Here is a 24,828-nt window from a genome sequence, read left to right on the forward strand (position 1 = left end):
GGGCCGGCCGGCACCCGTCTTGTCCCTGCGGCGCGGCCGCCGGGCGGCGCAGGCGGCCATCGCAAAAAAACGTGAACGTCCCGGCCGAGGGGCATGGAATTTGCGGCATGCTCTCGCCCCCCGCCTGCCGCACATTCCCACAGTCCCCGCCCCATGACGACCAGCCTCGGCTTCCTGATCGCCGCCCGCCGTTGCGAGATCGACGAGCTCGACCAGCTCGCCCGCACCAGCGAACTGGTCGGCACCATCGGCCGGCTGGTGCATGCGCTGCAGCGCGAGCGGGGCCTGACCAACGTCTTCCTGGGCTCGGGCGGCCAGCGCTTCGCCGCCGAACGCACCGCACAGGCCGCCGAGAGCGGCCGCGAAGAGGCCCGGGTGCGCGCCGCCCTCGACCCGCTGCTGGGCGATTCGCGCCGGCTGGCCGGCGGCGCGCGGCTCTTTCCGCGCGTCGCCTACGTGCTGCAGGGCCTGGACGCCCTGCCCGCCCTGCGCACGCGCATCGAGGCCCTGGCCGTCGGCCCCGACCTGGCGACCGCTGCCTTCGTGAAGCTGATCGCCGGCCTGCTGGCCGTGGTCTTCGAGGCCGCCGACGGCGCCACCGATCCCGACATCTCGCGCTGGCTGGTGGCCATGTTCAATTTCATGCAGGGCAAGGAATTCGCCGGCCAGGAGCGCGCCTTCGGCGCCGCCGCCTTCCTGCGCGGCGGCAACGACGACGCCCAGCGCCAGCAGTGGCTGCACCTGATCGAATCGCAGGAGCGTTGCTTCGGCCTGTTCTGCGAGTTCAGCGACGAGTCCCTGCGCAGCCAGTGGCAGGCCAGCCAGGCGCCGGCCCAGCTGGCCGAACTGGAGCGGCTGCGCCGCATCGGCTGCACCTCGCCGGCCGGCACGGTGCTGGACGCGAACCTGGGCCCGCAGTGGTTCGAGGGCTGCACCCGGCGCATCGACGCCATGCAGGCCATCGAAGACGGCCTGGCGCGCGAGCTGCGCGCCCTGTGCGGCCGCAAGATCGAGCAGGCCCGCGCCGAGCTGCAGCGCTACGAGGCGCTGCAGGCCCAGGCCGTGACGCCGGGCGACTTCTTCGCCGAGCCCGCCGCCGACGCGGCCGAGGCACCGGGCACCGGCTACGGCCGCAACCTGGAGCGCTCGGTGCTGCAGATGGTGCAGGAGCAGTCGCGCCGCCTGCAGGCCATGAGCGACGAGTTGCAGACGGTGCGCGCCTCGCTCAACGAGCGCAAGGTGGTCGAGCGCGCCAAGGGCCTGCTGATGGCCCATCGCAAGCTCAGCGAGGAAGAGGCGCACAAGATGCTGCGCCAGACCGCCATGAACCAGAACCGCCGCCTGGTGGACGTGGCCGAGTCGGTGCTGGCCATGGCCGACTTCCTGCCGCTGGGCGGCAACGCCCCGCGCTGAACCGTCGCCGCCGGCGACGCGGCCCCCACGCCGACGCACGCGCCGATGCTGCTTTTGGTGCACAGCAGCAATGCGCAGTGCACGTCCATGGCGCATACGGGACGCGCGGACACCGCTGCGGCAGTGGGCCCAGCGCGCGGCTTCCGGCTGTTTCCCCTCTGACAGATCACATCCGGCCGCCCCTCGCGCTCTCCCTGGCACACCGCTTGCGTACTCCTGCGCACAGACCGGAAACGGTCGTCCGGCAGGCGGCGCCCAAAGGCGGGCACGGCAGGCCGGACTCAGGACAAAGGCGTCCTCACCCGCTGGCCCCATGGCATGCACCGCATGCGATGGGGCCGGCGCGGCGAGGACGCCTTTTTTGTTTTTCATTTCCCTGCCATTCCTGCCCTGGAGTCCGCCCATGACCGACGCCCACCGCCCCGCCCCGCTGAGCCGCCGCCGCGTGCTGCAGGCCGCCGCTGCCAGCGCCCTCGCCATCGACCCCGCCCTGCGCGCCTGCGTCTGGGCCCAGGGCTCGGACAAGCCCGAGAAGGAGGAGGTCAAGATCGGCTTCATCCCGCTGACCGACTGCGCCAGCGTGGTCATGGCCTCGGTGCTGGGCATCGACAAGAAGTACGGCGTGAAGATCGTCCCCAGCAAGGAAGCCAGCTGGGCCGGCGTGCGCGACAAGCTGGTCAACGGCGAGCTGGACTTCGCCCACGTGCTCTACGGCCTGGTGTACGGCGTGCACCTGGGCATCGGCGGCCCCAAGAAGGACATGGCCGTGCTCATGACCCTCAACAACAACGGCCAGGCCATCACGCTGTCGAAGAAGCTGGCCGACAAGGGTGCGGTGGACGGCGCCTCGCTGGCCAAGCTGATGGCCGCCGAGAAGCGCGAATACACCTTCGCCCAGACCTTCCCCACCGGCACGCACGCCATGTGGCTCTACTACTGGCTGGCGGCCAACGGCATCAACCCGATGAAGGACGCCAAGTCCATCGTGGTGCCGCCGCCGCAGATGGTGGCCAACATGCGCGTGGGCAACATGGACGGCTTCTGCGTCGGCGAGCCCTGGGGCCACCGCGCCATCATGGACGGCATCGGCATCACGGCCGTGACCACGCAGGACATCTGGAAGGACCATCCGGAAAAGGTGCTGGGCACTTCGGCCGACTTCGTCAAGAAGTACCCCAACACCGCCCGCGCCGTGACGGCCGCCATCCTGGAGGCCGGCAAGTGGATCGACGGCGGCCTCTCGAACAAGAACAAGATGGCCGAGACCATCGCCGAGAAGAGCTACGTCAACACCAGCGTGGACGCCATCAACCAGCGCATCCTGGGCCGCTACCAGAACGGCCTGGGCAAGACCTGGGACGACCCGAACTACATGAAGTTCTACAACGACGGCGCGGTGAACTTCCCCTACCTGTCGGACGGCATGTGGTTCCTCACCCAGCACAAGCGCTGGGGCCTGCTGAAGGAGCATCCGGACTACCTGAAGGTGGCCACCGAGATCAACCGCATCGACATCTACAAGCAGGCCGCCGCCGCCACCAAGACGCCCGTGCCGGCCAGCCCGATGCGCAGCAGCAAGCTCATCGACGGCGTGGTGTGGGACGGCAAGGAGCCGGCCAAGTACGCCGATTCGTTCAAGGTCCGCGCCTGAGGCCGGACACCCCCCACCAGGAGCCCTTCACCATGGTTGCCGCCGTCTTCCATCTTCCGCGCGAGGCCGACAGCGCGGCCCCGACTGCGCCCGTGCATGCGCACGCCAAAGCGCCGGCCGCCGCCGCATCCGCCGCGCCCACCAGGCCGGTCAAGGCCGCGCGCGCCCCGCGCGACTTCAGCGGCCTGTGGCTGCGCATCGTCCCGCCGCTGCTGGGTTTCGGCCTGCTGCTGCTGGTGTGGGAGCTGGTGGCCGCGCGCAGCGGCGGCAGCTTCCCGGGCCCGGCCGAGACCTGGACGCAGGCCGTCACCGTCTTCGCCGATCCGTTCTACAGCAACGGCCCCAACGACCAGGGCGTGGGCTGGAACGTGCTGGCCTCGCTGCAGCGCGTGGCGGTCGGCTTCGGCCTGGCGGCACTGGTGGGCATTCCGGCCGGCTTCGCCGTCGGCCGCTCGGTGTTCCTGGCGCGCATGTTCAACCCGCTGATCAGCCTGCTGCGCCCGGTGTCGCCGCTGGCCTGGCTGCCCATCGGCCTGCTGGTATTCAAGGGCGCCAACCCGGCCGCCATCTGGACCATCTTCATCTGCTCGATCTGGCCGATGGTCATCAACACCGCCGTGGGCGTGCAGCGCGTGCCGCAGGACTACATGAACGTGGCCCGCGTGCTGGACCTGTCGGAATGGAAGATCCTCACCCGCATCCTCTTCCCCGCCGTGCTGCCCTACATGCTCACCGGCGTGCGCCTGGCCGTCGGCACCGCCTGGCTGGTGATCGTGGCCGCCGAGATGCTGACCGGCGGTGTCGGCATCGGCTTCTGGGTGTGGGACGAGTGGAACAACCTGAACGTCAAGAACATCATCATCGCCATCTTCGTGATCGGCATCGTGGGCCTGCTGCTGGAAATGGCCCTGGTCAAGCTCGCCACCGCATTCACCTTCGAAGAGGTCAAGTCGTGAACACCGCCGTTTCCACCTCCGCCGCCGACGCCAAGTTCATCCAGATCCAGGGCGTCGAACAGGCCTTCAAGACGCCCAAGGGCCGCTTCGTCGCGCTGCAGGGCATCGACCTGACCGTGGCCAAGGGCGAGTTCGTGGCGCTGATCGGCCACTCCGGCTGCGGCAAGAGCACGCTGCTGAACCTGATCGCCGGCCTGACCCGGCCCACGCAGGGCGTGCTGCTGTGCGCCAACAAGGAAATCGCCGGCCCCGGCCCCGAGCGTGCGGTGGTGTTCCAGAACCATTCGCTGCTGCCCTGGCTGACCTGCTTCGAGAACATCCACCTGGGCGTGGAGCGCGTCTTCGGCGGCGCCGAATCCAAGTCGCAGTTGCGCCAGCGCACCACCGACGCGCTGGCACTGGTCGGCCTCACGCCTGCGACAAGCAAGCGCCCCGGCGAGATCTCCGGCGGCATGAAGCAGCGCGTGGGCATCGCCCGCGCCCTGGCCATGGAACCCAAGGTGCTGCTGATGGACGAGCCCTTCGGCGCCCTCGACGCCCTGACCCGCGCCAAGCTGCAGGACGAGTTGCTGGCCATCGTGCAGAAGACGCAGAGCACGGTCGTCATGGTCACGCATGACGTGGACGAGGCGGTGCTGCTGTCCGACAAGATCGTGATGATGACCAACGGCCCGGCCGCCACCATCGGCGAGGTGCTGTCGGTCGACCTGCCCCGCCCGCGCAACCGCGTCGAGCTGGCCGAGGACCGCGACTACGTGCACTACCGCAAGGCGGTGATCGACTTCCTCTACACCCGCCAGGGGCACGTGGAAAAGCAGGCAGCCTGAGGGCCGCCGCACTGGAACACGGCACGCAGGAGGCGAGGATGCGGCAGAAATTGGTGGTGATCGGCAATGGCATGGCCGGCATGCGCACCGTGCAGGAACTGCTGGCCATCGCGCCCGGGCTCTACGACATCACCGTCTTCGGCGCCGAGCCGCATCCGCACTACAACCGCATCCTGCTGTCGCCGGTACTGGCCGGCGAGCAGGACCTGCAGGACATCGTGCTGAACGACTGGGACTGGTACCGCGAGCAGGGCATCACCCTGCATGCCGGCCGCACCGTCGTGCAGGTGGACCGCGCCCGGCGCGTGGTGCGGGCCGACGACGGCACCGAGGCGCCCTACGACCGCCTGCTGCTGGCCACCGGCTCGCGGCCGGTCATGCTGCCAGTGCCCGGCGCAGACCTGCAGGGCGTGGTCGCCCACCGTGACATCGCCGACACCGAGACCATGATCGAGGCCGCCCGCAGCCATCGCCACGCGGTGGTGATCGGCGGCGGCGTGCTGGGCCTGGAGGCCGCCAGCGGCCTGGCGCGGCGCGGCATGGCGGTGACGGTGGTGCACCGCAACGACTGGCTGATGGAGCGCCAACTGGACGCCGAGGCCGCCGCGCTGCTGCAGCAGTCGCTGGAAGTCCAGGGGCTGCAGTTCCGCCTGGGCGCGCAGACCGAAGCGCTGCGGGACGACGGCCAGGGCCGGGTGTGCGCCGTGCGCCTGGCCGACGGCAGCGAACTGCCGGCGGATTTGGTGGTGATGGCCCTCGGCATCCGCCCGAACATAGCCCTGGCGCAGCAGATGCGCCTGCACTGCGAGCGCGGCATCGTGGTCAGCGACACGCTGCAGACGGTGACCGATGGCCGCATCTACGCCGTGGGCGAATGCGCCCAGCACCGCGGCGTGGCCTACGGCCTGGTGGCGCCGCTGTTCGAGCAGGGCCGCGTGGCCGCCAACCACCTGGCGCAGCTGGGCATCGGCCGCTACGTGGGCAGCACCGTGTCGGCCAAGCTCAAGGTGACCGGCATCGAGCTGCTGTCGGCCGGCGACTTCATGGGCGGCGACGGGACCGAGCAACTGGTGCTGCGCGATCCGCAAAGCGGCGTCTACCGCAAGCTGGTGCTCAAGGACGAGCGGCTGGTCGGCGCCTGCCTGTACGGCGACGCCGAGGGCGGCAGCTGGTACCTGGACCTGCTGCGCGAAGGCCGCAGCGTGGCCGGGCTGCGCGAGCAGCTGATCTTCGGGGAGCCCGCCCATGGCTGAAGAAACGCGATCCACCTGCCCCTACTGCGGCGTCGGCTGCGGGGTGCTCATCCAGACCGAGGGCGCGCGCATCACCGGCGTGCGGGGCGACCCGGCGCATCCCGCCAACTTCGGCCGCCTGTGCACGAAGGGCAGCACGCTGCACCTGACGGCTGCGCCCGCCATCGCCGGCCAGGCGCGGCTGCTGGCACCGGCGCGGCGGCCCGCCCGCGGCGCCGAGACGCAGGCCATCGGCTGGGACGAGGCCCTGGACGAGGCCGCCGAACGCTTCGCCCGCGTGATCGCCGAGGACGGCCCCGACGCCGTGGGCTTCTACCTGTCGGGCCAGCTGCTCACCGAGGACTACTACGTCTTCAACAAGCTGGCCAAGGGCCTCGTCGGCACCAACAACCTGGACACCAATTCGCGCCTGTGCATGAGCAGCGCCGTGGCCGGCTACAAGAAGACGCTCGGCGCCGACGCCCCGCCCGCCTGCTACGACGATGTGAAGGACGCCGGCTGCCTGTTCATCGCCGGCAGCAATGCGGCCTGGGCCCATCCCATCTTCTTCCGCCGCATCGAGGACGCGAAGCGCGCCAACCCGGCCATGAAGATCGTGGTGGCCGACCCGCGCCGCACCGACACCGCCGAGTTCGCCGACCTGCACCTGCCGCTGCAGCCGGGCAGCGACGTGATGCTCTTCCACGCCATGCTGCACGTGATGCTGCGCGAGGGCTGGGCCGACGAGGCCTTCATCGCCGCCCACACCCAGGGCTTCGAGGCCCTGCGCGACACGGTGCGGGACTGCACGCCCGAGCGCGCCGGCGAGGTCTGCGGCCTGCCCGTGGCCGACATCGTGCAGGCCGCGCGGCTCTTCGCCACCGGCGGCAGCGGCGATGCGGCGCGGCGCGCGCCGACGCTCAGCCTCTACTGCATGGGGCTGAACCAGTCCTCGCACGGTACCGACAAGAACGCCGCGCTGATCGGCCTGCACCTGGCCACCGGCCAGATCGGCCGGCCGGGCGCGGGGCCCTTCTCGCTGACCGGCCAGCCCAATGCCATGGGCGGGCGCGAGGTGGGTGGCCTGTCGAACCTGCTGCCGGCCCACCGGGACATGGCCAATGCCGCGCACCGGGCCGAGGTCGCCGCCTTCTGGGGCGTGCCCGCGATCCCGGCGACACCGGGCCTGAGTGCCATCGAGATGTTCCGCGCCGCGGCCGAGGGCCGGGTGCGGGCGCTGTGGATCGCCTGCACCAATCCCGCCCAGTCCATGCCCGACCAGGCGCTGGTGCGCCGCGCGCTGGAACGCTGCGAATTCGTCGTGCTGCAGGAGGCCTACGCCACCACCGCCACCGCCGCCTTCGCCGACCTGCTGCTGCCCGCCACCACCTGGGGCGAGAAGGACGGCACCGTCACCAACAGCGAACGGCGCATCTCGCGCGTGCGGCCCGCCGTGCCGGCGCCGGGCGAGGCGCGGCACGACTGGGCCATCGCGGCCGACTTCGGCCAGCGGCTGCAGGCACGCCTGGCGCTGCGCGGCGTGGCCCCGCCGCGGCCGGAACTGCTGCTCTACCACTCGCCCGAGCAGGTCTGGAACGAGCACCGCGCCACCACCGCCGGCCGCGACCTGGACATCACGGGCCTCTCCTACGCCCTGCTGGACCAGCTCGGCCCGCAGCAGTGGCCGATGCCCGCCGGCCAGCCGGCCGGCACGCCGCGCCTGTACCAGGACGGCGTGTTCGCCACGCCCGACGGCCGCGCCCGCTTCAGCGCCGAGCCCTGGCGGCCGCTGGCCGAAACGCGCGATGCCGACTGGCCCTATGCCCTGAACACCGGCCGCCTGCGCGACCAGTGGCACGGCATGAGCCGCACCGGCACGCTGGGCCGGCTGTTCGGCCACGTCGCCGAGCCGGCCCTGCAGATGGCGCCGCATGACATGGCCCGCGAAGGCCTGGCCGCCGGCGACCTGGTCGACGTCGCCTCGCGCCGCGGCAGCGCGGTGCTGCCGGTGCAGCCCGATGCCACGCTGGCGCCGGCGCAGACCTTCGTTGCCATGCACTGGGGCGAGGAATTCCTGGGTGGCCGCGATGCGCGCGGCCAGGCCCTGGCCGGCGTCAATGCGCTGACCACGCCGGCCTTCTGCCCCACCTCCAAGCAGCCGGAACTCAAGCACGCCGCCGTGCGCATCCGCCGGCTCGCGCTGCCCTGGACGCTGCTGGGCATCGCCTGGCTGCCGGCCGAGCGCGCCCTGGCCGCGCGCCAGGCCCTGCGTGCCGCGGCCGGCGGGCTGCGCTTCGTCAGCTGCGTGCCCTTCGGCGACGAAGGCGCGGCGGGCGGCGAGGTCGGCGTGCTGCTGCGTGCCGCCGCCGAGACGCCGCCGCCGGCTGCGCTGGTCGACCGCATCGAGGCCCTGCTCGGCCTGGACGACGGCCAGGCCCTGCGCTATGCCGACCCGGCCCGCGGCCACCGCCGTGCGGTGCGGCTGCGGCGCGACGGCGAGCTGGCCCACGTGCGCGCCGTGCTGCTGGCCGGCGACACCCGCGCCGAAGGCTGGCTCAAGACCCTGCTGCAGGACCGCCTGCCGGCGCAGGACTTCGGCCGCCGCCTGCTCTCCTACCAATCTACGCCGCCGGTGGCGGTGGTGTCGCGCGGCAAGACCGTGTGCAACTGCTTCGGCGTGCCCGAGCAGGACATCGCCGGGCACCTGGCCGCCTGCGAGGGCAGCGAGGCCGAGCGCCTCGCCGGCCTGCAGCAGGCGCTGCGCTGCGGCACCAACTGCGGCTCCTGCGTGCCCGAACTGCGGCGCATGGTGCGGGAGACACCCGTGCGCCTGCACCGCCGGGCGGCATAAGCCGGGCGCGAATCCGGCATAAGCCCTGCAGGACAATTCGAGCACCCATGGGAAGCATTGCGCATTACATCAAGGACATCGGCCGCGGCGCCCGCGGCGCGAAGCCCCTCGCCCGCGAACAGGCGGCGGACCTCTTCGGCCAGGTGCTGGACGGCAGCGTCACCGACCTGGAGATCGGCGCCTTCTGCCTGGCCATGCGCGTCAAGGGCGAGACCACGCAGGAGATGGCCGGTTTTCTCGACGCCACCCATGCGCGGCTGGCCTGCGTCGGCAGCAGCGCCGGCCCGGTGATCGTGCTGCCCAGCTACAACGGCGCGCGCCGGCTGCCGGTGCTCACCCCACTGCTGGCCCTGCTGCTGGCGCGCGAAGGCCTGCCGGTGCTGGTGCACGGCAGCCGCACCGAAAGCAGCCGCGTCACCGCCACCGAAGTCCTGGCCGAGCTCGGCCACGCCGAGGCCACCGCGCTGGCGCCACTCGGCGCCGGCGAGATCGCCGTGGTCGACACGGGCCTGCTGCACCCCGGCCTCAAGCGCCTGCTGGAGGTGCGCCGCGTGGTGGGCCTGCGCAACGCGGGCCACAGCGTGGTCAAGCTGATGCAGCCGGTGGCCGGACCGGCCGTGGTCGTCGGCAGCTACACCCATCCGGCCTTCGGCACGGTGATGACCGAGCTCTTCGAGCTGCTGGGCATGACGGCCATGCTGTCGCGCGGCCTGGAGGGCGAGGTGGTGGTGGACCCGCGCCGCACCCTGCAGATCGAAGGCTTCGTGCGCGGCCAGCGGCAGGCGCTGCAGACGCAGCAGCCGGGCACGCTGGCCGAGATCCCGGGCCTGCCCGAAGACCTCGGCGCCGCCGTCACCGCCGACTACACCCGCCGCGTGCTGGCGGGCGACCTCCCCCTTCCCGACGCGATCGCCGCCCAGGTCGCGCACATCCGCCAACTGGCTGCACACGCATGAACACGCCCACGACCTCTTCCCGCCCGCTCGGCCGCTGCACCCTGGTCGGCGCCGGGCCAGGCGATCCGGAACTGCTCACGCTCAAGGCCGTGAAGGCCGTCCAGGCCGCCACCGTGCTGCTGGTGGACGACCTGGTCAACGACGAGATCCTGCAATGGGCCAGGCCCGACGCGCGCATCGTGCACGTGGGCAAGCGCGGCGGCTGCAAGAGCACGCCGCAGGCCTTCATCGAGAAGCTGATGATCGCGGCCGTGCAGGAGGGCGAGACGGTTGTGCGCCTCAAGGGCGGCGACCCCTTCGTCTTCGGCCGCGGCGGCGAGGAGGTCGAGCACCTGCGCGAGGCCGGCATCCCCTGCGAGGTGGTCAACGGCATCACCGCCGGCCTGGCCGCCGTGACGGCCCTGGGCGTGCCCCTGACCCACCGCGACCATGCGGCGGGCGTGGTGTTCGTCACCGGCCATGCCAAGACCGGCACGGCCGACGGCGCCCGCCATGACAGCACCGACTGGGCCGCCCTGGCCGCCACGGCCCGCGACGCGCGGCTGACGCTGGTCATCTACATGGGCGTGGCCGGCGCGAGCCACATCCAGCAGCAGTTGCTGGCTGGCGGCCTGCCGGCGGGCACGCCGGTGGCGGTGGTGCAGCATGCCAGCCTGCCGCACCAGCGGCAGCTCGTCGCCACGCTGGGCACCCTGGTCGCCGACTTGGCGGCGAGCGGGCTGGGCAGCCCGTCCATCATCGTGGTGGGGGATGTGCTGCGCGGCATGGCAGCGGCGGGCGCACCGGCGTCCTCGCGCTTCGGGACCTGAGCCAGGCCGGTCGTCCTGGCCCGGGGCACTGCGCACCAGGCGGCATCGGCGAGGGCATCAGGCAGGCCCCGCTCAGCTCGGGCGCGAAAGCCGGACGGACTGCCGCCCCGCCCGGGCAACGGATACTGCGCGCCCCATGTCCTCCCACTTCGACGCCATCGTCATCGGTGCCGGCGCCGCCGGACTTTTCTGCGCGGCCCAGGCCGGCCAGCGCGGCCTGCGGGTGCTGCTGATCGACCACGCCGAGCGCGTGGCCGAGAAGATCCGCATCTCCGGCGGCGGCCGCTGCAACTTCACCAACCGCGAGCTGGACCCGCGCGCACCCCAGCGCCACTACCTGGGCGAGAACCCGCATTTCTGCCGCTCGGCCCTGGCCCGCTACACGCCCGCCGACTTCATCGCGCTGGTCGACCGCCACGGCATCGCCTGGCACGAGAAGCACAAGGGCCAGCTCTTCTGCGACGGCCCCTCGCAGCAGATCATCGACCTGCTGCTGGCCGAATGCGCCGACGGCCACGTCGAGCGCTGGCAGCCCTGCGCCGTGCAGTCGGTGGCGTTCGACGCCGAAGCCGGCCGCTACCGCCTGCAGACCGCACGCGGGCCGGTGGAGGCGCCGCAGCTGGTCGTCGCCACCGGCGGTCTGGCCATCCCGCAGATCGGTGCCACCGACTTCGGCTGGCGCATCGCGGCGCAGTTCGGCCTGCGCACCGTCCCCCCGCGGCCTGCGCTGGTGCCGCTGACCTTCGGCGGCCAGGCCTGGGCGCCCTACGCGCAGTTGGCCGGCCTGGCGCTGCCCGTGGCCATCAGCACCGGCAGCGGCAAGGCGCGCATGCGTTTCGACGAGGACCTGCTGTTCACCCACCGCGGGCTGTCGGGCCCGGCCATCCTGCAGATCTCCAGCTACTGGCAGCCCGGGACGCCGCTGACGCTGGACTTCGCGCCCGGCACCGACGTGCAGGCGCGCCTCACCGAGGCCAAGCGCGACTCGCGCAAGCGGGTGGCCAACGAACTGGCGGCACTGGTGCCCGCGCGCCTGGCCGATGCGTGGACCGCCGAGGATCCCGGCCTGCAGCGCCCCATCAACGAGGCCGCCGACAAGTCGCTGGCCCGCCTGGCCGAGCGCGTCAGCCGCTGGCCGCTGGTGCCCGACGGTACCGAGGGCTACAAGAAGGCCGAGGTCACGGCCGGCGGGGTGGACACGCGCGAGCTGTCGTCACAGACGATGGAAGCCGCCCGCCAGCCCGGCCTGTTCTTCATCGGCGAGACGGTGGACGTGACCGGCTGGCTGGGCGGCTACAACTTCCAGTGGGCCTGGGCCAGCGCCCATGCCTGCGCGCAGGCGCTGCGGGCAGGCACAGCTTGAAAGCACCGTGCGAACCTGCTACATTAGCCGGCTAACTTTGGCCTACCCCTCAGCGGGCCGCAGAATCTTTCGAGTTGAGGACCACCGGCCGGGGGCCTCGATCTTCCCTGGTCACATTCAACATCTCTTTGAATCAATGACCACCATCCGCGTTAAAGAAAACGAGCCCTTCGACGTCGCGCTGCGCCGTTTCAAGCGCACCATCGAAAAGCTCGGCCTGCTGACCGACCTGCGCGCCCGCGAGTTCTACGAAAAGCCGACCGCCGAGCGCAAGCGCAAGAAGGCCGCGGCCGTCAAGCGCCACTACAAGCGCGTGCGCAGCATGCAGCTGCCCAAGAAGCTGTACTGATCGATCCGCAGGCAACGCCGGCACGTCCTCGACGCCGCCGGTCGCGCATGAAGCAAGCCGCGCCGGGGAAACCTGCCGCGGCTTTCGTTTTTGCCGTGCGCCGCTAGCCGGCGCGACACCGCCCGAACCACGGGCCCGGGCCGCACGCCACGGGGAGCGCGCCGCCCTCTTCCTCCATTCCCCTGCAGCAAGGACGCACCATGAGCCTCAAGGCCCGCATCACCGAAGACATGAAGACCGCCATGCGCGCCAAGGAAGCCGAGCGCCTGGCCACCATCCGCCTGCTGCTGGCTGCCATGAAGCAGAAGGAAGTGGACGAGCGCATCGAGCTGGACGATGCCGCGGTGGTCGGCGTCATCGACAAGATGATCAAGCAGCGCAAGGACTCGATCACCGCCTTCACCCAGGCCGGCCGCACCGAGCTGGCCGACAAGGAGGCCGCCGAGATCGCCGTGCTCGAGGCCTACCTGCCCCAGCGCCTGGACGCCGACGAGATCGCTGCCGAAGTGAAGGCCATCGTGGCCGAGCTGGGCGCCAGCGGCCCCGGCGACATGGGCAAGGTGATGGGCGCCGCCAAGCAGCGCTTGGCCGGCAAGGCCGAGATGGGCCAGGTCAGCGCCGCCGTCAAGGCCGCCCTCGCCGGCTGACCGGCATGGACACGCCGGTCGCCGACCCCATCGGCAAGGCCTGCGCCTGCGTGGTGGACGCGCGCGGCCGGCTGCTGGTCTTCCACCATCCGGGCGACCGCGGCATGCAGCTGGTCAAGGGCACCATCGAGCCCGGGGAATCGCCGGAGGACGCGGTGCGGCGCGAGCTGCTGGAGGAATCCGGCCTTCACTTCGACGGGCCGCTCGAACCGCTCGGCACGCTGCTGCGGCACTGCGACGCCGGCCACGAGGGCAACGACCACACGCACGAGCAGCTGTGGCACCTGTTCCTGATGCGCATCGACGTGCCGCTGCCCGAGCGCTTCGAACACACGGCGCACGGCAGTCCGGAAGAGGACGGCCTGGTGTTCGACTTCCGCTGGCTGAGCGAGGGCGAGTTGCTGGACGGCTTCACCCTGCCCTATCGGCAGGCCATCGAGCGGGTCTGGCAGGCACTCGGCAGGAAATAGCCCACCCCGTTTGGCCTTCCTCACTGCGTGTGGCAGTCCAATCCCCCTCGAGGGGCGCATCCGGCGGCCGGGCCAAGCCCGTTCCGCGGGTGCACTGGCATGGCCTGCGCCGCGGCCCTTCGATCGGAAAAGCGGCACCGGTTTAGTTCCCTGCGGGTGGCACTCAGCGCCGTGGATCACCGGCATGAACGACGGCCGCCTCAGGCGCGCAGCACCATCCAGCCGCCGAGCAGCGCCAGCGCGGCGAAGAAGCAGCGGCGGAACAGCGTCACGGGCATGCGCGCCTGCAGCCGCTGTCCCAGCGCCATGCCCAGCCAGGCCGGCGCCAGCATCGCCACCGAGGCCCAGCCGACGTCCGCACCCACCATTCCGGACGACCCGCCCAGCCCGATGCCCAGCGCCAGCGTGCAGGTGCTGAACGACAGCCCCATCGCCCGCATCAGCGCTGGTCGATCCAGCCCGAGGCTCTGCAGGTAGGGCACCACCGGCATCACGAACACGCCGGTGAGCGCCGTGAGCAGGCCGGTCAGCACGCCCACGATGGGGCCGGCGCGGCGCGCCTGCCGCGGCGTCAGCGTGCCTGCGCGTCCCGCCAGGCCCCAGCCGGCATAGGCGATCAGCGCCAGACCCAGCAGCAGCCCGCCGATGCGGCCGGCTGGCGGCCCCCAGACGGCCAGCCCGCCCAGCGTGCCGGCGGCTAGGCCGATCTGCAGGCCGGCCGTGCGACGCAGCAGCGCCATGGCCGCGCGCCAGGGGCCGGCCTGCCACAGGTTGGTCACCAGCGACGGCAGCACCAGCAGGGCCGCGGCCTGGGCCTGGGGCATCCACAGCGCGAGCAGCGCCATCGACACGGTGGGCAGGCCCAGGCCGAGCAGCCCCTTGACCGCACCGGCCAGCACGAAGACGCCGGCGGTCAGCGCCCAGGTCGGAAGCGCAGCGGCGTCAACGGCCATGGCGTGCGCCCGGTGGCAGCCCTTTGTTGGATACGGGGGTGGGCATGGGGTCTTGAGGAAAGCGCAGCAGCTGCGGAAGCCCGCGAGTCTGGCGCCGGCGCTGCGCGGCGCCAATGCGGAAAAGGCGCAGGCGCCTATGGCCGAAACTGAGCCCTGGCCACCGAAGAGAAGCATCGGCCGATGCACGCCAGAGCCAGGGCGGAATGGACCTGCGCAGATCCAACCCACGCTGCCGCGAATCCGCGCGGCGCACCGCCCCGCGTGCTACCTTGCCCCCATGCGATTCGACCTCACCGACCTGCGCCTCTTCATCCACGTGGTGGAGGCCGGCAGCCTCACGCACGGCGCGACGCGGGCCCACATGACGCTGGCCTCGGCCAGCCAGCGGGTGCGCGGCATGGAGCAGGCGCTGGGCGGTCCGCTGCTGCAGCGGCATGCGGCCGGCGTCACGCCCACCGAAGCCGGCCGCACGCTGCTGCACCATGCGCGCACGGTTCAGGCGCAGATGCAGTGCCTGTACGGCGAGATGGCCGAGCACGGCCAGGGCCTGCGCAGCCGGGTGCGCCTGCTGGCCAACACCGCGGCGCTCATGGAGCACCTGCCCGGTCCCCTGGCCGACTTCCTGGCGGCGCATCCGCAGGTCTCGGTGGACCTGGACGAGCGCGCCAGCACCGACGTGGCCGATGCGGTGCGCGCCGGTCTGGCGGACATCGGCATCGCGTCTCAACTCGCCGACTTTGGCGGCCTGGCGCACCACGCCTTCCGGCGCGACGACCTCGTCCTGGTGCTGCCGCGTGGCCATGCCCTGGCCCGGCGCCGGCGCGCCGCGCTGGCGGAACTGGGCGATGCCGAACTGGTGGGCCTGGCCGTCGGCAATCCGCTGCAGGAGCACATCGCCTGCCAGGCGCGCGCGGCGGGCCTGCAGCCGCGCTACCGGGTGCGGGTGCGCAGCTTCGACGCGGTGTGCCGCATGGCGGCGCAGGGGATCGGCGCCGGCATCGTGCCCCAGACGGCGGCAGCGCGATGCGCGCGCGCGATGTCACTCTCGCGCGTGCCTCTGTCCGACGAATGGGCGGGCCGCGAACTGCGGGCCTGCGTGCGCGACGAAGCGGCGCTGCCGCCGCAGGCGCGGGCACTGCTCGCGCACCTCACGGCCGTGCCTGCGCCGACGCGCGCCGCGTGAACCGAATCCTCAGGCGCCCGCGACCTTCATGCGGTCGATCAGCATCGAGCCCACCGTCTTGGCGCCGTAGTTGTAGGCATCGGCGCCCACGGCCTGGATGCCCATCAGCATGGACTGGAGGTTGCCGGCGATGGTGATCTCCTGCACCGGGAAGGCAATCTGGCCGTTCTCGACCCAGAAGCCGCTGGCGCCGCGCGAATAGTCGCCGGTGACGTAGTTGACGCCCTGGCCCATCAGCTCGATCACGAACAGGCCGGTGCCCAGCTTGCGCAGCATGGCGTCCAGGTCGTCGGCCGGATCGGTCAGGCGCGAGCGCAGCGTCAGGTTGTGCGAGCCGCCGGCGTTACCGGTGGTCTTCATGCCCAGCTTGCGGGCCGAATAGGTCGACAGGAAGTAGCCCTCCAGCCGGCCGGCGTCGACCACGGTGCGCGCCCGGGTCACCACGCCTTCGTCGTCGAAGGGCGCGCTGCCCTTGCCGCGCACCACGTGCGGGTCTTCCGTCACGTCGATGTGCGCGGGCAGCACGGCCTTGCCCAGCGAGTCGAGCAGGAAGGTGCTGCGCCGGTACAGCGCGCCGCCGCTCACGGCCTGCACCAGCCCGCCCAGCAGGCCGGCGGCCAGCGGCGACTCGAACAGCACCGGGCATTCGGTGGTCTTGATCTTGCGCGACTTCAGGCGGCTGAGGGCACGCTCGGCCGCATAGCGGCCCACGGCCTGCGGCGAGGCCAGCTCGTCCGCCGAGCGCATGGAGCTGTACCAGGCGTCGCGCTGCATGTCGTCGCCGCGGCCGGCGATGGGCGCGACCGAGATCGAATGGCGCGAGCTGGCATAGCCGCCGCGGAAGCCATGCGTGTGCGCACTGAAGAAATGGCTCTGCTGGGCCGACACACCCGCGCCTTCGCTGTTGGTGATGCGGCGGTCGGTCGACAGGGCCGCGGCCTCGCATTCCAGCGCCAGCCGGGCGGCAGCTTCGCTGTCGATGGCCCAGGGGTGGAAGAGGTCGAGCTCGGGATGGTCCTGGGAGATGTCCGCCTCGTCGGGCAGGCCGCCGACCGGATCCTCGGCCGTGAAGCGCGCGATGTCGTAGGCCGCCTGCACCGTCTGCTGGATGGCGGCCTCGGAGAAGTCGGAGGTGCTGGCATTGCCGCGGCGGTTGCCCACGTAGACCGTGACGCCCAGCGACTTGTCGCGGTTGCGCTCCACGTTCTCGAGCTTGCCCTTGCGCACCGAGACGCTCAGCCCGCAGCCCTCGGACGCCTCCGCGCCGGCGTCGGTGGCACCCAGCTTCTTGGCATGCGCCAGGGCGGTGTCGACCAGGTTCTCGAAGTAGTCTCGGCTGTAGGCGAAGCCGCTTTCCGCGCGCGAAGTGGTGGTGCTCATGTGAGGGACAATGATAGCGACGCGCCCCCGATGGCCGGGCGGCGCACCCAATTCCCCCGCCATGCCCCGCAAACCCAAAAAAGGCTACTTCGTCCGTGGCCAGTTCGTCGCCGAAGGCAGCGAACTCGACATCGAATACAAGCGCGAGCTCAAGGGCGGCATCGAGACCAGCAAGACCGACCTCAAGCGCGAGAGCGCCGAGGTGCAGGCGCTGGGCGAGGCCCTGCTCACGCTGCGCGCCGAGGCCCGCGAGCGCCTGCAGCTGCCCGACCAGCTCACCGAGGCCCTCAAGGACCTCGGCCGCATCACCAACTTCGAAGGCCGCCGCCGCCAGTCGCAGTTCGTCGGCAAGCTGATGCGCAAGCTGCCCCCCGAGACGCTGGACGCCGTGCGCACCGCCCTCGACGAGCAGGCGCGCGGCCCCGCCCAGGCCACCGCCATGCTGCACGAGGCCGAGCAATGGCGCGAGCGCCTGCTGGCCGACGACGATGCCTTGGGCGCCTGGATCGAGACCCACCCCGGCACCGACGCCCAGCAGATGCGCGCCCTGGTGCGCCAGGCCCGCAAGGACCACCAGGCCGGCAAGCCCGGCGAGGCGCCGCGCCAGGGCAAGGCCTTCCGCGAGCTGTTCCAGCGCATCCGCGAGCAACTGTCGGTGCACGGCGACGACGACCACGCCGACCAGGCCTCCGCCCAGGCGCGCGAGGAAGACGCCTGATGGACGGCGCCGATTTCGCGCCGGTGAAGATCGGCATCGTCTCGGTCAGCGACCGGGCCAGCAGCGGCGTCTACGAGGACAAGGGCCTGCCCGCGCTGCAGGACTGGCTGACGCGGGCACTGAAGAACCCCATCGCCTTCGAGCCGCGCCTGATCCCGGACGAGCAGGACCGCATCAGCGCCACGCTGATCGAGCTGGTGGACGCCGGCTGCAGCCTGGTGCTGACCACCGGCGGCACCGGGCCCGCGACGCGCGACGTCACGCCCGAGGCCACGCTGGCCGTCGCCCACAAGGAGATGCCCGGCTTCGGCGAGCAGATGCGGCAGATCGGCCTGCGCTTCGTGCCCACGGCCATCCTGTCGCGCCAGGTCGCGGTGATCCGCGAGCGCAGCCTGATCGTCAACCTGCCCGGCCAGCCCAAGTCCATCGCCGAGACGCTGGAAGGCCTCAAGGCCGCCGACGGCAGCCAGCTGGTGCCCGGCATCTTCGCGGCCGTGCCCTACTGCATCGACCTGATCGGCGGGCCCTACCTCGAGACGCACGATGCGGTCTGCAAGGCCTTCCGGCCCAAGTCGGCGCTGAGGCCGCCGCGCGAATCCCAGGCCTGATCCGGCGTGAACGAACGCAGCCTGCTGCGCGTTCAACCCTCCCGAGCCGGCCGCCGCCATAAAGAACGCCGCGCATCCCTTCCCAGGAATGCGCGGCGTATTGCCTCTGCCGCCGTCGCGCGACCTCGCTGCCGGGGTCTCAGAGCGAGGGCTGGTTCTGCGCGTTCTCTTCTTCCGCCGGCCAGTCGCGGATGTAGGCCTTGAGCATCTTGTTCTCGAAGTTCTGGCTGTCCACCACGGCCTTGGCCACGTCGTAGAAGCTGATCACGCCCATCAGCATGCGCTTGTCCATGACCGGCATGTAGCGGGCATGGCGCTCCAGCATCATGCGGCGCACTTCGTCGAGGTCGGTTTCGTTGGTGCAGGTCAGCGGCGCGTCGTCCATGGCGGTGCGCACCCGGGTCTCGCCGACCGCGCCGCCGTTGCGCTGGATCTGCACGATCACCTCGCGGAAGGTCAGCATGCCCACCAGGTCGCCATGGGACATGACCACCAGCGAGCCGATGTCCTTGTCCGCCATGATGTCCACGGCCTCGGACAGCGGATCGTCGGGGCCGATCGTGTAGAGCGTGTTGCCCTTCACGCGCAGGATGTCGCTGACTTTCATCGGGGTGCTCCTCAAGAAACCGTCCTGAAAATATAGCCCACAATGCCTCGCGGCTGGCGCCCTCCCCGACACTTTCGTGGCAGCGGCACCGCCGGCGCTGACAAGGAGACACGCTTGATACCTCGCATTTCCGCCGCCGCCCCTTGCGGAGCCCAGCCATGAGCGGCTATTCCGACCCCGGCTTCGACACCCTGGCCCTCCATGCCGGCGCCGCGCCCGACCCGGCCACCGGCGCCCGGGCGGTGCCGATCCACCTGACCACCTCCTTCGTCTTCGAGTCCAGCGACCATGCGGCGGCGCTGTTCAACCTGGAGCGCGCCGGCCACGTCTACAGCCGCATCAGCAACCCGACCAACGCGGTGCTGGAGCAGCGCGTGGCGGCGCTCGAGGGCGGCATCGGCGCCATCGCCACCGCCAGCGGCCAGGCCGCGCTGCACCTGGCCGTGGCGACGCTGATGGGCGCGGGTTCGCACATCGTGGCCAGCACGGCGCTGTACGGCGGCTCGCAGAACCTGCTGCACTACACGATGCGGCGCTTCGGCATCGAGACCACCTTCGTCAAGCCGGGCGACGTCGACGCTTGGCGCGCCGCCATCCGGCCGGAGACGAAACTGCTCTTCGGCGAGACCGTCGGCAATCCCGGCCTGGACGTGCTGGACATTCCCACCATCGCCCAGATCGCGCACGAGGCGCGGGTGCCGCTGCTGGTCGATTCCACGCTCACGTCCCCCTACCTCATCAAGCCCTTCGACTGGGGCGCGGACCTGGTCTACCACTCGGCCACCAAGTTCCTGTCCGGCCATGGCACGGTGATCGGCGGTGTGCTGGTCGACGGCGGCAGCTTCGACTGGGAGGCGTCCGGCCGCTTCCCGGAACTGACGCAGGGCTACGACGGCTTCCACGGCATGGTGTTCAGCGAGGAGAGCACCGTGGGCGCCTTCCTGCTGCGCGCACGGCGCGAAGGGCTGCGCGACTTCGGCGCGGCCATGAGCCCCCACACGGCCTGGCTGATCCTGCAGGGCATCGAGACGCTGCCGCTGCGCATGGAGCGCCACGTGGCCAACACCGAACGCATCGTGCAGTTCCTGGCGAGCCATCCCTTCGTGTCGCGCGTCGGCCATCCGCTGCTGGAATCGCATCCCAGCCATGCACTGGCGGGCCGGCTGCTGCGCGGCGGCGCGCGCGGGGCGGGGGCGGTGTTCAGCTTCGACATCAAGGGCAGCCGCGCGCAGGGCAAGGCCTTCATCGAGGCACTGCGCCTCTTCAGCCACCTGGCCAACGTGGGCGACTGCCGCTCGCTGGTGATCCATCCGGCCAGCACCACGCATTTCCGCATGAGCGACGAGGCGCTGGCGGGTGCGGGCATCGGGCAAGGAACGATCCGTCTCTCCATCGGCCTGGAGGATGCGGACGACCTGATCGACGACCTCAAGCGGGCGCTCAAGGCCGCCGAGAAAGCGGAGGCCTGAGATGGAATTGCAGGTCAATGGCCACCGCGCCTATGCCTACACCGGCGGCAAGCCTTTCGATGCCACCAAGCCGACCGCGGTGTTCATCCACGGCGTGCTCAACGACCACAGCGTGTGGATCCTGCAGAGCCGCTGGTTCGCGCACCACGGCTGGAACGTGCTGGCGGTCGATCTGCCCGGCCACTGCAGGAGCGATGGCACGCCGCCGGCCACGGTGGAGGCGGCGGCCGAGTTCGTGCTGGCGCTGCTCGACGCCGCCGGCGTGGCGCGTGCCGCGCTGGTGGGCCACAGCTTCGGCTCGCTGATCGCACTGGAAGCCGCGGCCCGCGCGCCGGAGCGCGTCACGCACCTGGCGCTGGTGGGCACCGCCTATCCGATGGCGGTGTCGCCGGCATTGCTCGACAGCGCGCTGAATGCGCCGCAGAAGGCCATCGACATGGTCAACGCGTTCTCGCATTCCATGCTGGCGCCGCCGCCCTCGTCGCTCGGACCGGGCACCTGGCTGATGGGCGGCTCGCGGGCGCTGATGCGACGCGTGCTGGCGAGCAACACGGCCGTCAACGTGTTCCACACCGGCTTCAAGGCCTGCAACGACTATGCGGGCGGCGAGGCGGCGATGGCGAAGGTGCGCTGTCCGGTGCTGTTCCTGCTGGGCAGCGCCGACCAGATGACGCCGCCGCGTGCCACGAAGGCGCTGCGCGACCTGGCGCCGGGCGCCCGCGTGGTGACGGTGAAGGCCGGCCACGCGCTGATGAGCGAGGCGCCCGACGCGGTGCTGTTCGCGCTGCGCGACTTCCTGGTCAGTTGAGGACCACCAGCCGCTCCACCTCGACCTCGGTCTTGTGGCGGCCCTTTTCGAACTCGCCGTGCAGCTCCACGCGCTGCTCGGCGCCGACGGTGCGGCCGGGCGGGAAGTGCCGGGCCTTGATCTCGACGGGGATGCGGCCGCTGTCGTCGGCGAAGGTGTAGTGCTTGCCGCCATCGTGCGACACGATGCGGCCCTGCAGCCGCACCTGCTGATCGTCGCGGCCGCTGTCGAGCAGCTGGCGCACCGTGCTCACCGGCACCGAGCTGGGGCCCGCATAGCCGCCAGGCGCCGCGGCGGCGGCCGGTGCGTGGGCGGGGTTGGCGAAGGCGGTACCGCCGGCCAGCAGCGACAGGGCAAGGGCCGGGGCGAGGATCGAAGAACGCATGAATAACCTCCTGGATGCGTGATGGTTGGATCGAGGCTGGCGCCCTTGCGGTAGCCAGTGACGTCATTGGGCGGGCCGAAGATGAAGGCGATCTGATGTCCCCTCGACACCGCACGCTCGCCCACGGCGCTGCCCCGCATGAATCCCTCTCCCCTCGTGGGAGAGGGGCTCAAGACGGCACTTCGGCGAAGACGCTTTCAGCGCGCGGGAAAGTCCAGGACGGCCGACAGTCCGCGCCCGTCCAGTCCGTCCTCGAAATGGAGCCGCGCCCCATGCAGCGCCGCGATGCGCGCCACGATCGACAGGCCCAGGCCGTTGCCCGGCTGGCCGCTGCCCAGCACGCGGAAGAAGCGTTCGCCCAGGCGCCGGCGCTGCGCGGGCGGCACGCCGGGGCCGTCGTCGCGCACGGCCAGGCGCGTGCCGCCGCCGGGCAGCGGCCGGCTGTCGACGCGCACCCGCACGCCGGGCCCGCCGTAGCGGCGCGCGTTGTCGATCAGGTTGCGCACCAGCGTGGCGAGCAGCGCCGGGTGGCCGGCCAGCGTGGCGACCGCCAGGTCGGTGTCGACGGACGCCGGCGGCGCGCTGCTGCCGTTGCGGTCGGCCACGCCGGCCTGGGCATGGGCCAGCGCCTCGTCGACCAGCGGTGCCAGCGCGACGGCCTCCATCGCCTCCAGCCCTTGCGCAGGATCGAGCCGGGCCAGCGCCAGCAGGCTTTCGACCAGCTGCGTGCTGCGGTCCACGTCGGCCCGCAGCTGGCGCGCGTCCTCCGCCGGCAGATGGCCCTGGCGCGCGAGCAGCTGCACCCGGTTGCGCAGCGCGGCCAGCGGCGTGCGCAGCTCGTGGGCGGCGTCGCTGGTGAAGCGGCGCTCGCCTTCCAGCGCCACGGACAGGCGCGCCATCAGGCCGTCGAGGGCGGCCAGGATGGGGCGCAGCTCGCGCGGCATGCCGTCGGCGGGCACCGGCGACAGGTCCTGCGGCGACTTGGCGGCGATGCCGGCGGCGGCCAGCTCCAGCGGCCGCAGGAGCCGGCGGATGGCGATCCAGCAGCCGCCCACCAGCAGCAGCAGCAGGCCCAGCGCCGGCCACGCCAGGCGCTCGGCGATGTCCTCCAGCAACTCCAGCCGCTCCTTCCAGGGCTGGCCCACCTGCGCCTGCAGACCGGTGGCGGGATCGCGCAGCACGAAGACGCGCCAGCGGCGGCCGTCGGCGCGCACGTCGTGGTGCTCGTCGTCCTCCGCGCGCGGGTCGACGAAGGGCCTGGACGGCGCGTCCTCGCCCCGCTGCAGCACGCGGCCCTCGGGCGACACCAGCTGGTAATAGATGCGCAGCCGCAGCGCGTCGCCGCGCCGGCCACCCGCGGCGGCGGCGCCGGGTTCACGGCCCAGGCGCAGCACCAGGCGGGCGCTTTCCTTCAGCGCGTCGTCGAAGGTCTCGCTGGCGCTGTGCCAGGCCACCTGGATGACCAGGGCCAGCCCGACCAGCCAGGCGGCGATGCTGGCACCCGCCACGGTGGCCAGCAGCCGGCGGCGCAGCGACCAGGCCGCAGCGCGGGGGCGGTCGCCCTGGCGGCGGCCCCACGTCATGCCGGCGCCAGGCCGTAGCCCTGGTTGCGCACGGTGGCGATCAGGCCGCTGCCGAGCTTGCGCCGCAGGTTGTAGACGTGGACCTCGATGGCGTTGCTCTCCACCTCCTCGCCCCAGCCGTAGAGCGCCTCTTCGAGTTGCGCGCGGCTGAGGATGTGGGTGGGCCGGCGCATCAGCGCCTCCAGCACGGCGAATTCGCGGGCCGTCACGGCGACGGCCTCGCCGTCCCGGGTCACGCGCTTGGCGACCGGGTCGAGCGTGACGGTGCCGTGGCGCAGCACCGGCACGGGCTGGCGCGCCTCGCGCCGCAGGGCCGCGCGCACGCGGGCCGAGAGCTCTTCCAGGTCGAAGGGCTTGACCAGGTAGTCGTCGGCGCCCAGGTCCAGGCCCTCGACGCGGTCGGCCACGGTGTCCCGGGCAGTGATCAGCAGCACCGGCAGCGTGGCGCCCCGCGCGCGCAGGGCCTGCAGCACGCCGTCGCCGTCCAGGCCGGGCAGGCCGCGGTCGAGCAGCACGCACTGGTAGTCATGGGTGGCCAGGGCCGCGGCGGCCTGGTCGCCGCGCTGCAGCCAGTCGACCGCATGGCCGTCCATCTGCAGCCAGGACTGCACCGTGGCACCGAGGGAGGTGTCGTCTTCGACCAGCAGGATGCGCATGGCGGTCAGGCTAAATGCGGAAGATGAAGGCCATCTGAGGTGAGCCCGGGGCGGGGGCAGACACGGCGACGCATGCCGCGCGCCGGCCCTTCGAGCCTGTCGATGTCGCGCGCCGGCGGCGCTCAGGCCGCATCGACCGCGAAGGCGTCGTCCTGCCGGGCCGCCAGCGCGGCGAGCAGCGTGCGCACGGCCGCGTCCGCCGGCGCGGCGGTGGGCGGCGCGGCCAGCAAACGCGACAGGGTGCCGGCATGCGGAAGCATCGGCCCGAGGAAATGCACGCCCTGCGGCCCCGCCAGCAGCAGCGTGGGGAAGGTCTCGACGTCGAAGTCGTCGGCCAGCTCGGCATGGTCTTCCACATCCACCCAGGCGAAGCGCAATTGCGGGTGCGTGCGCTGCGCTTCGGCGAACAGCGGCCGGTAGTCGCGGCAGGTGCCGCACCATTCGGCGCACAGGCACACGGCCCAGGTGGAGTCGGCAGCGGCGGCGTCGGTCACGGTGCGGTCGTCAGGGTCTTGGGGAGGGGCTTGGGCCGCGGAAGGGGCCGTCGCTATTATGGGCAAGCCCATCAAGAGGCACAGGAGACAGCGATGAATCCCTCCCCCGCCGCCACGCGCACGCCGGCCGGTGCCGCCGTCGATCCGCGCCAGTTCTCGAGCTTCGCCGAGTTCTATCCCTTCTATCTGAGCGAGCATGCCGACCGCCGCTGCCGGCGGCTGCATTTCATCGGCGCCACGCTGGCGCTGGCCTGCCTGGCGGTGCTGGTGGTCACGGCCAATCCGTGGTGGCTGCTGGGCGCGCTCTTCGCCGGCTACGGCTTCGCCTGGATCGGTCATTTCGCCTTCGAGAAGAACCGGCCGGCCTCCTTCAAGCGGCCGCTCTACAGCTTCATGGGCGACTGGGTGATGTACCGCGACATCTGGGCGGGGCGCGTCAAGCTCTGAACCACAGGCCGCA

The 24,828-nt window shown here is 71.7% G+C and carries 24 protein-coding genes and 1 pseudogene; 18 read left to right on the forward strand and 7 right to left on the reverse strand.

Features of this window, described 5'->3' with window-relative positions:
- Nucleotides 1-153 precede the first annotated feature (153 nt).
- The 12 genes and pseudogenes from NS331_RS08740 (at nucleotide 154) to NS331_RS08795 (ending at nucleotide 13,524) form a co-directional block, all read left to right on the forward strand.
- On the forward strand, nucleotides 154-1,413 hold the full coding sequence (locus tag NS331_RS08740) for a nitrate regulatory protein (protein ID WP_058641618.1): 1,260 nt from the start codon (nucleotides 154-156) through the stop codon (nucleotides 1,411-1,413).
- Nucleotides 1,414-1,816: 403 nt separating this feature from the next.
- On the forward strand, nucleotides 1,817-3,064 hold the full coding sequence (locus tag NS331_RS08745; protein WP_058641619.1) for a CmpA/NrtA family ABC transporter substrate-binding protein: 1,248 nt from the start codon (nucleotides 1,817-1,819) through the stop codon (nucleotides 3,062-3,064).
- 32 nt (nucleotides 3,065-3,096) lie between these two features.
- A complete protein-coding gene (gene ntrB / locus NS331_RS08750; protein ID WP_058641620.1) occupies nucleotides 3,097-4,020 on the forward strand; it encodes a nitrate ABC transporter permease in 924 nt (307 codons plus the stop codon).
- Nucleotides 4,017-4,847 carry an ABC transporter ATP-binding protein gene (locus NS331_RS08755; RefSeq protein ID WP_058641621.1) on the forward strand — a complete coding sequence of 277 codons (831 nt, stop codon included), beginning with the start codon at nucleotides 4,017-4,019 and terminating at the stop codon, nucleotides 4,845-4,847. The genes ntrB and NS331_RS08755 overlap by 4 nt, the downstream gene beginning before the upstream one ends.
- Nucleotides 4,848-4,885: 38 nt before the next feature.
- Nucleotides 4,886-6,085 (forward strand): annotated as a pseudogene (locus NS331_RS08760) (NAD(P)/FAD-dependent oxidoreductase); the annotation flags it as partial.
- A 7-nt stretch (nucleotides 6,086-6,092) separates the two neighbouring features.
- Nucleotides 6,093-8,930, forward strand: a complete 2,838-nt coding sequence (locus NS331_RS08765) for a nitrate reductase (RefSeq protein WP_058641622.1) — start codon at nucleotides 6,093-6,095, stop codon at nucleotides 8,928-8,930.
- A 47-nt stretch (nucleotides 8,931-8,977) separates the two neighbouring features.
- The gene (ybiB, locus tag NS331_RS08770; protein WP_058641623.1) at nucleotides 8,978-9,886 is read left to right on the forward strand and encodes a DNA-binding protein YbiB; all 909 of its coding nucleotides are present in this window, start codon (nucleotides 8,978-8,980) and stop codon (nucleotides 9,884-9,886) included.
- Nucleotides 9,883-10,695: a uroporphyrinogen-III C-methyltransferase gene (gene cobA, locus NS331_RS08775; RefSeq protein ID WP_058641624.1), complete on the forward strand. Its 813-nt coding sequence runs from the start codon at nucleotides 9,883-9,885 to the stop codon at nucleotides 10,693-10,695. The genes ybiB and cobA overlap by 4 nt, the downstream gene beginning before the upstream one ends.
- Nucleotides 10,696-10,831: 136 nt before the next feature.
- Complete coding sequence (locus NS331_RS08780; RefSeq protein ID WP_058641625.1) at nucleotides 10,832-12,058, forward strand: BaiN/RdsA family NAD(P)/FAD-dependent oxidoreductase; 1,227 nt, start codon at nucleotides 10,832-10,834, stop codon at nucleotides 12,056-12,058.
- A gap of 136 nt (nucleotides 12,059-12,194) precedes the next feature.
- Complete coding sequence (gene rpsU, locus NS331_RS08785) at nucleotides 12,195-12,407, forward strand: 30S ribosomal protein S21 (protein WP_007833691.1); 213 nt, start codon at nucleotides 12,195-12,197, stop codon at nucleotides 12,405-12,407.
- Nucleotides 12,408-12,607: 200 nt separating this feature from the next.
- Complete coding sequence (locus NS331_RS08790; protein WP_058641626.1) at nucleotides 12,608-13,054, forward strand: GatB/YqeY domain-containing protein; 447 nt, start codon at nucleotides 12,608-12,610, stop codon at nucleotides 13,052-13,054.
- A 5-nt stretch (nucleotides 13,055-13,059) separates the two neighbouring features.
- A complete protein-coding gene (locus NS331_RS08795) occupies nucleotides 13,060-13,524 on the forward strand; it encodes an NUDIX domain-containing protein (RefSeq protein ID WP_058641627.1) in 465 nt (154 codons plus the stop codon).
- A gap of 200 nt (nucleotides 13,525-13,724) precedes the next feature.
- Here the strand turns inward: NS331_RS08795 and NS331_RS08800 are convergent, their stop codons facing one another.
- The gene (locus NS331_RS08800) at nucleotides 13,725-14,477 is read right to left on the reverse strand and encodes a sulfite exporter TauE/SafE family protein (RefSeq protein ID WP_058641628.1); all 753 of its coding nucleotides are present in this window, start codon (nucleotides 14,475-14,477) and stop codon (nucleotides 13,725-13,727) included.
- A 277-nt stretch (nucleotides 14,478-14,754) separates the two neighbouring features.
- Between NS331_RS08800 and NS331_RS08805 the strand changes: the two genes are divergently transcribed.
- Nucleotides 14,755-15,660 (forward strand): LysR family transcriptional regulator, encoded by a 906-nt coding sequence (locus NS331_RS08805; RefSeq protein WP_058641629.1) that lies wholly within the window; start codon nucleotides 14,755-14,757, stop codon nucleotides 15,658-15,660.
- Nucleotides 15,661-15,669: 9 nt separating this feature from the next.
- Here NS331_RS08805 and pmbA read toward each other — a convergent pair whose 3' ends face one another.
- Complete coding sequence (gene pmbA / locus NS331_RS08810; RefSeq protein WP_058641630.1) at nucleotides 15,670-17,040, reverse strand: metalloprotease PmbA; 1,371 nt, start codon at nucleotides 17,038-17,040, stop codon at nucleotides 15,670-15,672.
- Between the two features lie 61 nt (nucleotides 17,041-17,101).
- Between pmbA and yjgA the strand changes: the two genes are divergently transcribed.
- Both yjgA and mog read left to right on the forward strand, forming a co-directional pair.
- On the forward strand, nucleotides 17,102-17,758 hold the full coding sequence (yjgA, locus tag NS331_RS08815) for a ribosome biogenesis factor YjgA (protein ID WP_058641631.1): 657 nt from the start codon (nucleotides 17,102-17,104) through the stop codon (nucleotides 17,756-17,758).
- A complete protein-coding gene (mog, locus tag NS331_RS08820) occupies nucleotides 17,758-18,366 on the forward strand; it encodes a molybdopterin adenylyltransferase (protein WP_058641632.1) in 609 nt (202 codons plus the stop codon). The genes yjgA and mog overlap by 1 nt, the downstream gene beginning before the upstream one ends.
- 139 nt (nucleotides 18,367-18,505) lie before the next feature.
- Here the strand turns inward: mog and NS331_RS08825 are convergent, their stop codons facing one another.
- Nucleotides 18,506-18,973 carry a CBS domain-containing protein gene (locus NS331_RS08825; RefSeq protein WP_058641633.1) on the reverse strand — a complete coding sequence of 156 codons (468 nt, stop codon included), beginning with the start codon at nucleotides 18,971-18,973 and terminating at the stop codon, nucleotides 18,506-18,508.
- Nucleotides 18,974-19,131: 158 nt separating this feature from the next.
- Here NS331_RS08825 and NS331_RS08830 point away from each other — a divergent pair, with 158 nt between their 5' ends.
- Nucleotides 19,132-20,442 carry an O-acetylhomoserine aminocarboxypropyltransferase gene (locus NS331_RS08830; RefSeq protein ID WP_058641634.1) on the forward strand — a complete coding sequence of 437 codons (1,311 nt, stop codon included), beginning with the start codon at nucleotides 19,132-19,134 and terminating at the stop codon, nucleotides 20,440-20,442.
- A 1-nt stretch (nucleotide 20,443) separates the two neighbouring features.
- Nucleotides 20,444-21,250 (forward strand): alpha/beta fold hydrolase, encoded by an 807-nt coding sequence (locus NS331_RS08835; RefSeq protein WP_058641635.1) that lies wholly within the window; start codon nucleotides 20,444-20,446, stop codon nucleotides 21,248-21,250.
- Here NS331_RS08835 and NS331_RS08840 read toward each other — a convergent pair.
- From NS331_RS08840 to NS331_RS08855, 4 genes are all read right to left on the reverse strand, one after another.
- Nucleotides 21,243-21,635 carry a YgiW/YdeI family stress tolerance OB fold protein gene (locus NS331_RS08840; protein ID WP_082702346.1) on the reverse strand — a complete coding sequence of 131 codons (393 nt, stop codon included), beginning with the start codon at nucleotides 21,633-21,635 and terminating at the stop codon, nucleotides 21,243-21,245. The two genes, NS331_RS08835 and NS331_RS08840, sit on opposite strands and share 8 nt — an antisense overlap.
- 197 nt (nucleotides 21,636-21,832) lie before the next feature.
- Nucleotides 21,833-23,218, reverse strand: a complete 1,386-nt coding sequence (locus NS331_RS08845; RefSeq protein ID WP_058641636.1) for a sensor histidine kinase — start codon at nucleotides 23,216-23,218, stop codon at nucleotides 21,833-21,835.
- Nucleotides 23,215-23,874, reverse strand: a complete 660-nt coding sequence (locus tag NS331_RS08850; protein ID WP_058641637.1) for a response regulator transcription factor — start codon at nucleotides 23,872-23,874, stop codon at nucleotides 23,215-23,217. Before NS331_RS08850 ends, NS331_RS08845 begins: the two co-directional genes overlap by 4 nt.
- A gap of 122 nt (nucleotides 23,875-23,996) precedes the next feature.
- Nucleotides 23,997-24,368, reverse strand: coding sequence for a thioredoxin family protein (locus tag NS331_RS08855; protein WP_058641638.1), 372 nt, complete (start codon nucleotides 24,366-24,368; stop codon nucleotides 23,997-23,999).
- A gap of 93 nt (nucleotides 24,369-24,461) precedes the next feature.
- On the opposite strand from NS331_RS08855, the gene NS331_RS08860 reads away from it, so the two are divergent.
- Nucleotides 24,462-24,815, forward strand: coding sequence for an Mpo1-like protein (locus NS331_RS08860; RefSeq protein ID WP_058641639.1), 354 nt, complete (start codon nucleotides 24,462-24,464; stop codon nucleotides 24,813-24,815).
- Nucleotides 24,816-24,828 lie beyond the last annotated feature (13 nt).

It is taken from the genome of Pseudacidovorax intermedius, from assembly GCF_001476815.1.
In the GTDB taxonomy this organism is placed as follows: Bacteria; Pseudomonadota; Gammaproteobacteria; order Burkholderiales; family Burkholderiaceae_C; genus Xenophilus; species Xenophilus intermedius_A.

What these genes read in the sequence shown, in the direction of transcription:
- NS331_RS08740 (WP_058641618.1), top strand. Translation starts at nt 154, where the DNA reads ATGACGACCAGCCTCGGCTTCCTGATCGCCGCCCGCCGTTGCGAGATC.
- NS331_RS08745 (WP_058641619.1), top strand. Translation starts at nt 1,817, where the DNA reads ATGACCGACGCCCACCGCCCCGCCCCGCTGAGCCGCCGCCGCGTGCTG.
- ntrB (WP_058641620.1), top strand. Translation starts at nt 3,097, where the DNA reads ATGGTTGCCGCCGTCTTCCATCTTCCGCGCGAGGCCGACAGCGCGGCC.
- NS331_RS08765 (WP_058641622.1), top strand. Translation starts at nt 6,093, where the DNA reads ATGGCTGAAGAAACGCGATCCACCTGCCCCTACTGCGGCGTCGGCTGC.
- ybiB (WP_058641623.1), top strand. Translation starts at nt 8,978, where the DNA reads ATGGGAAGCATTGCGCATTACATCAAGGACATCGGCCGCGGCGCCCGC.
- cobA (WP_058641624.1), top strand. Translation starts at nt 9,883, where the DNA reads ATGAACACGCCCACGACCTCTTCCCGCCCGCTCGGCCGCTGCACCCTG.
- NS331_RS08780 (WP_058641625.1), top strand. Translation starts at nt 10,832, where the DNA reads ATGTCCTCCCACTTCGACGCCATCGTCATCGGTGCCGGCGCCGCCGGA.
- rpsU (WP_007833691.1), top strand. Translation starts at nt 12,195, where the DNA reads ATGACCACCATCCGCGTTAAAGAAAACGAGCCCTTCGACGTCGCGCTG.
- NS331_RS08790 (WP_058641626.1), top strand. Translation starts at nt 12,608, where the DNA reads ATGAGCCTCAAGGCCCGCATCACCGAAGACATGAAGACCGCCATGCGC.
- NS331_RS08795 (WP_058641627.1), top strand. Translation starts at nt 13,060, where the DNA reads ATGGACACGCCGGTCGCCGACCCCATCGGCAAGGCCTGCGCCTGCGTG.
- NS331_RS08800 (WP_058641628.1), bottom strand. Translation starts at nt 14,477, where the DNA reads ATGGCCGTTGACGCCGCTGCGCTTCCGACCTGGGCGCTGACCGCCGGC.
- NS331_RS08805 (WP_058641629.1), top strand. Translation starts at nt 14,755, where the DNA reads ATGCGATTCGACCTCACCGACCTGCGCCTCTTCATCCACGTGGTGGAG.
- pmbA (WP_058641630.1), bottom strand. Translation starts at nt 17,040, where the DNA reads ATGAGCACCACCACTTCGCGCGCGGAAAGCGGCTTCGCCTACAGCCGA.
- yjgA (WP_058641631.1), top strand. Translation starts at nt 17,102, where the DNA reads ATGCCCCGCAAACCCAAAAAAGGCTACTTCGTCCGTGGCCAGTTCGTC.
- mog (WP_058641632.1), top strand. Translation starts at nt 17,758, where the DNA reads ATGGACGGCGCCGATTTCGCGCCGGTGAAGATCGGCATCGTCTCGGTC.
- NS331_RS08825 (WP_058641633.1), bottom strand. Translation starts at nt 18,973, where the DNA reads ATGAAAGTCAGCGACATCCTGCGCGTGAAGGGCAACACGCTCTACACG.
- NS331_RS08830 (WP_058641634.1), top strand. Translation starts at nt 19,132, where the DNA reads ATGAGCGGCTATTCCGACCCCGGCTTCGACACCCTGGCCCTCCATGCC.
- NS331_RS08835 (WP_058641635.1), top strand. Translation starts at nt 20,444, where the DNA reads ATGGAATTGCAGGTCAATGGCCACCGCGCCTATGCCTACACCGGCGGC.
- NS331_RS08840 (WP_082702346.1), bottom strand. Translation starts at nt 21,635, where the DNA reads ATGCGTTCTTCGATCCTCGCCCCGGCCCTTGCCCTGTCGCTGCTGGCC.
- NS331_RS08845 (WP_058641636.1), bottom strand. Translation starts at nt 23,218, where the DNA reads ATGACGTGGGGCCGCCGCCAGGGCGACCGCCCCCGCGCTGCGGCCTGG.
- NS331_RS08850 (WP_058641637.1), bottom strand. Translation starts at nt 23,874, where the DNA reads ATGCGCATCCTGCTGGTCGAAGACGACACCTCCCTCGGTGCCACGGTG.
- NS331_RS08860 (WP_058641639.1), top strand. Translation starts at nt 24,462, where the DNA reads ATGAATCCCTCCCCCGCCGCCACGCGCACGCCGGCCGGTGCCGCCGTC.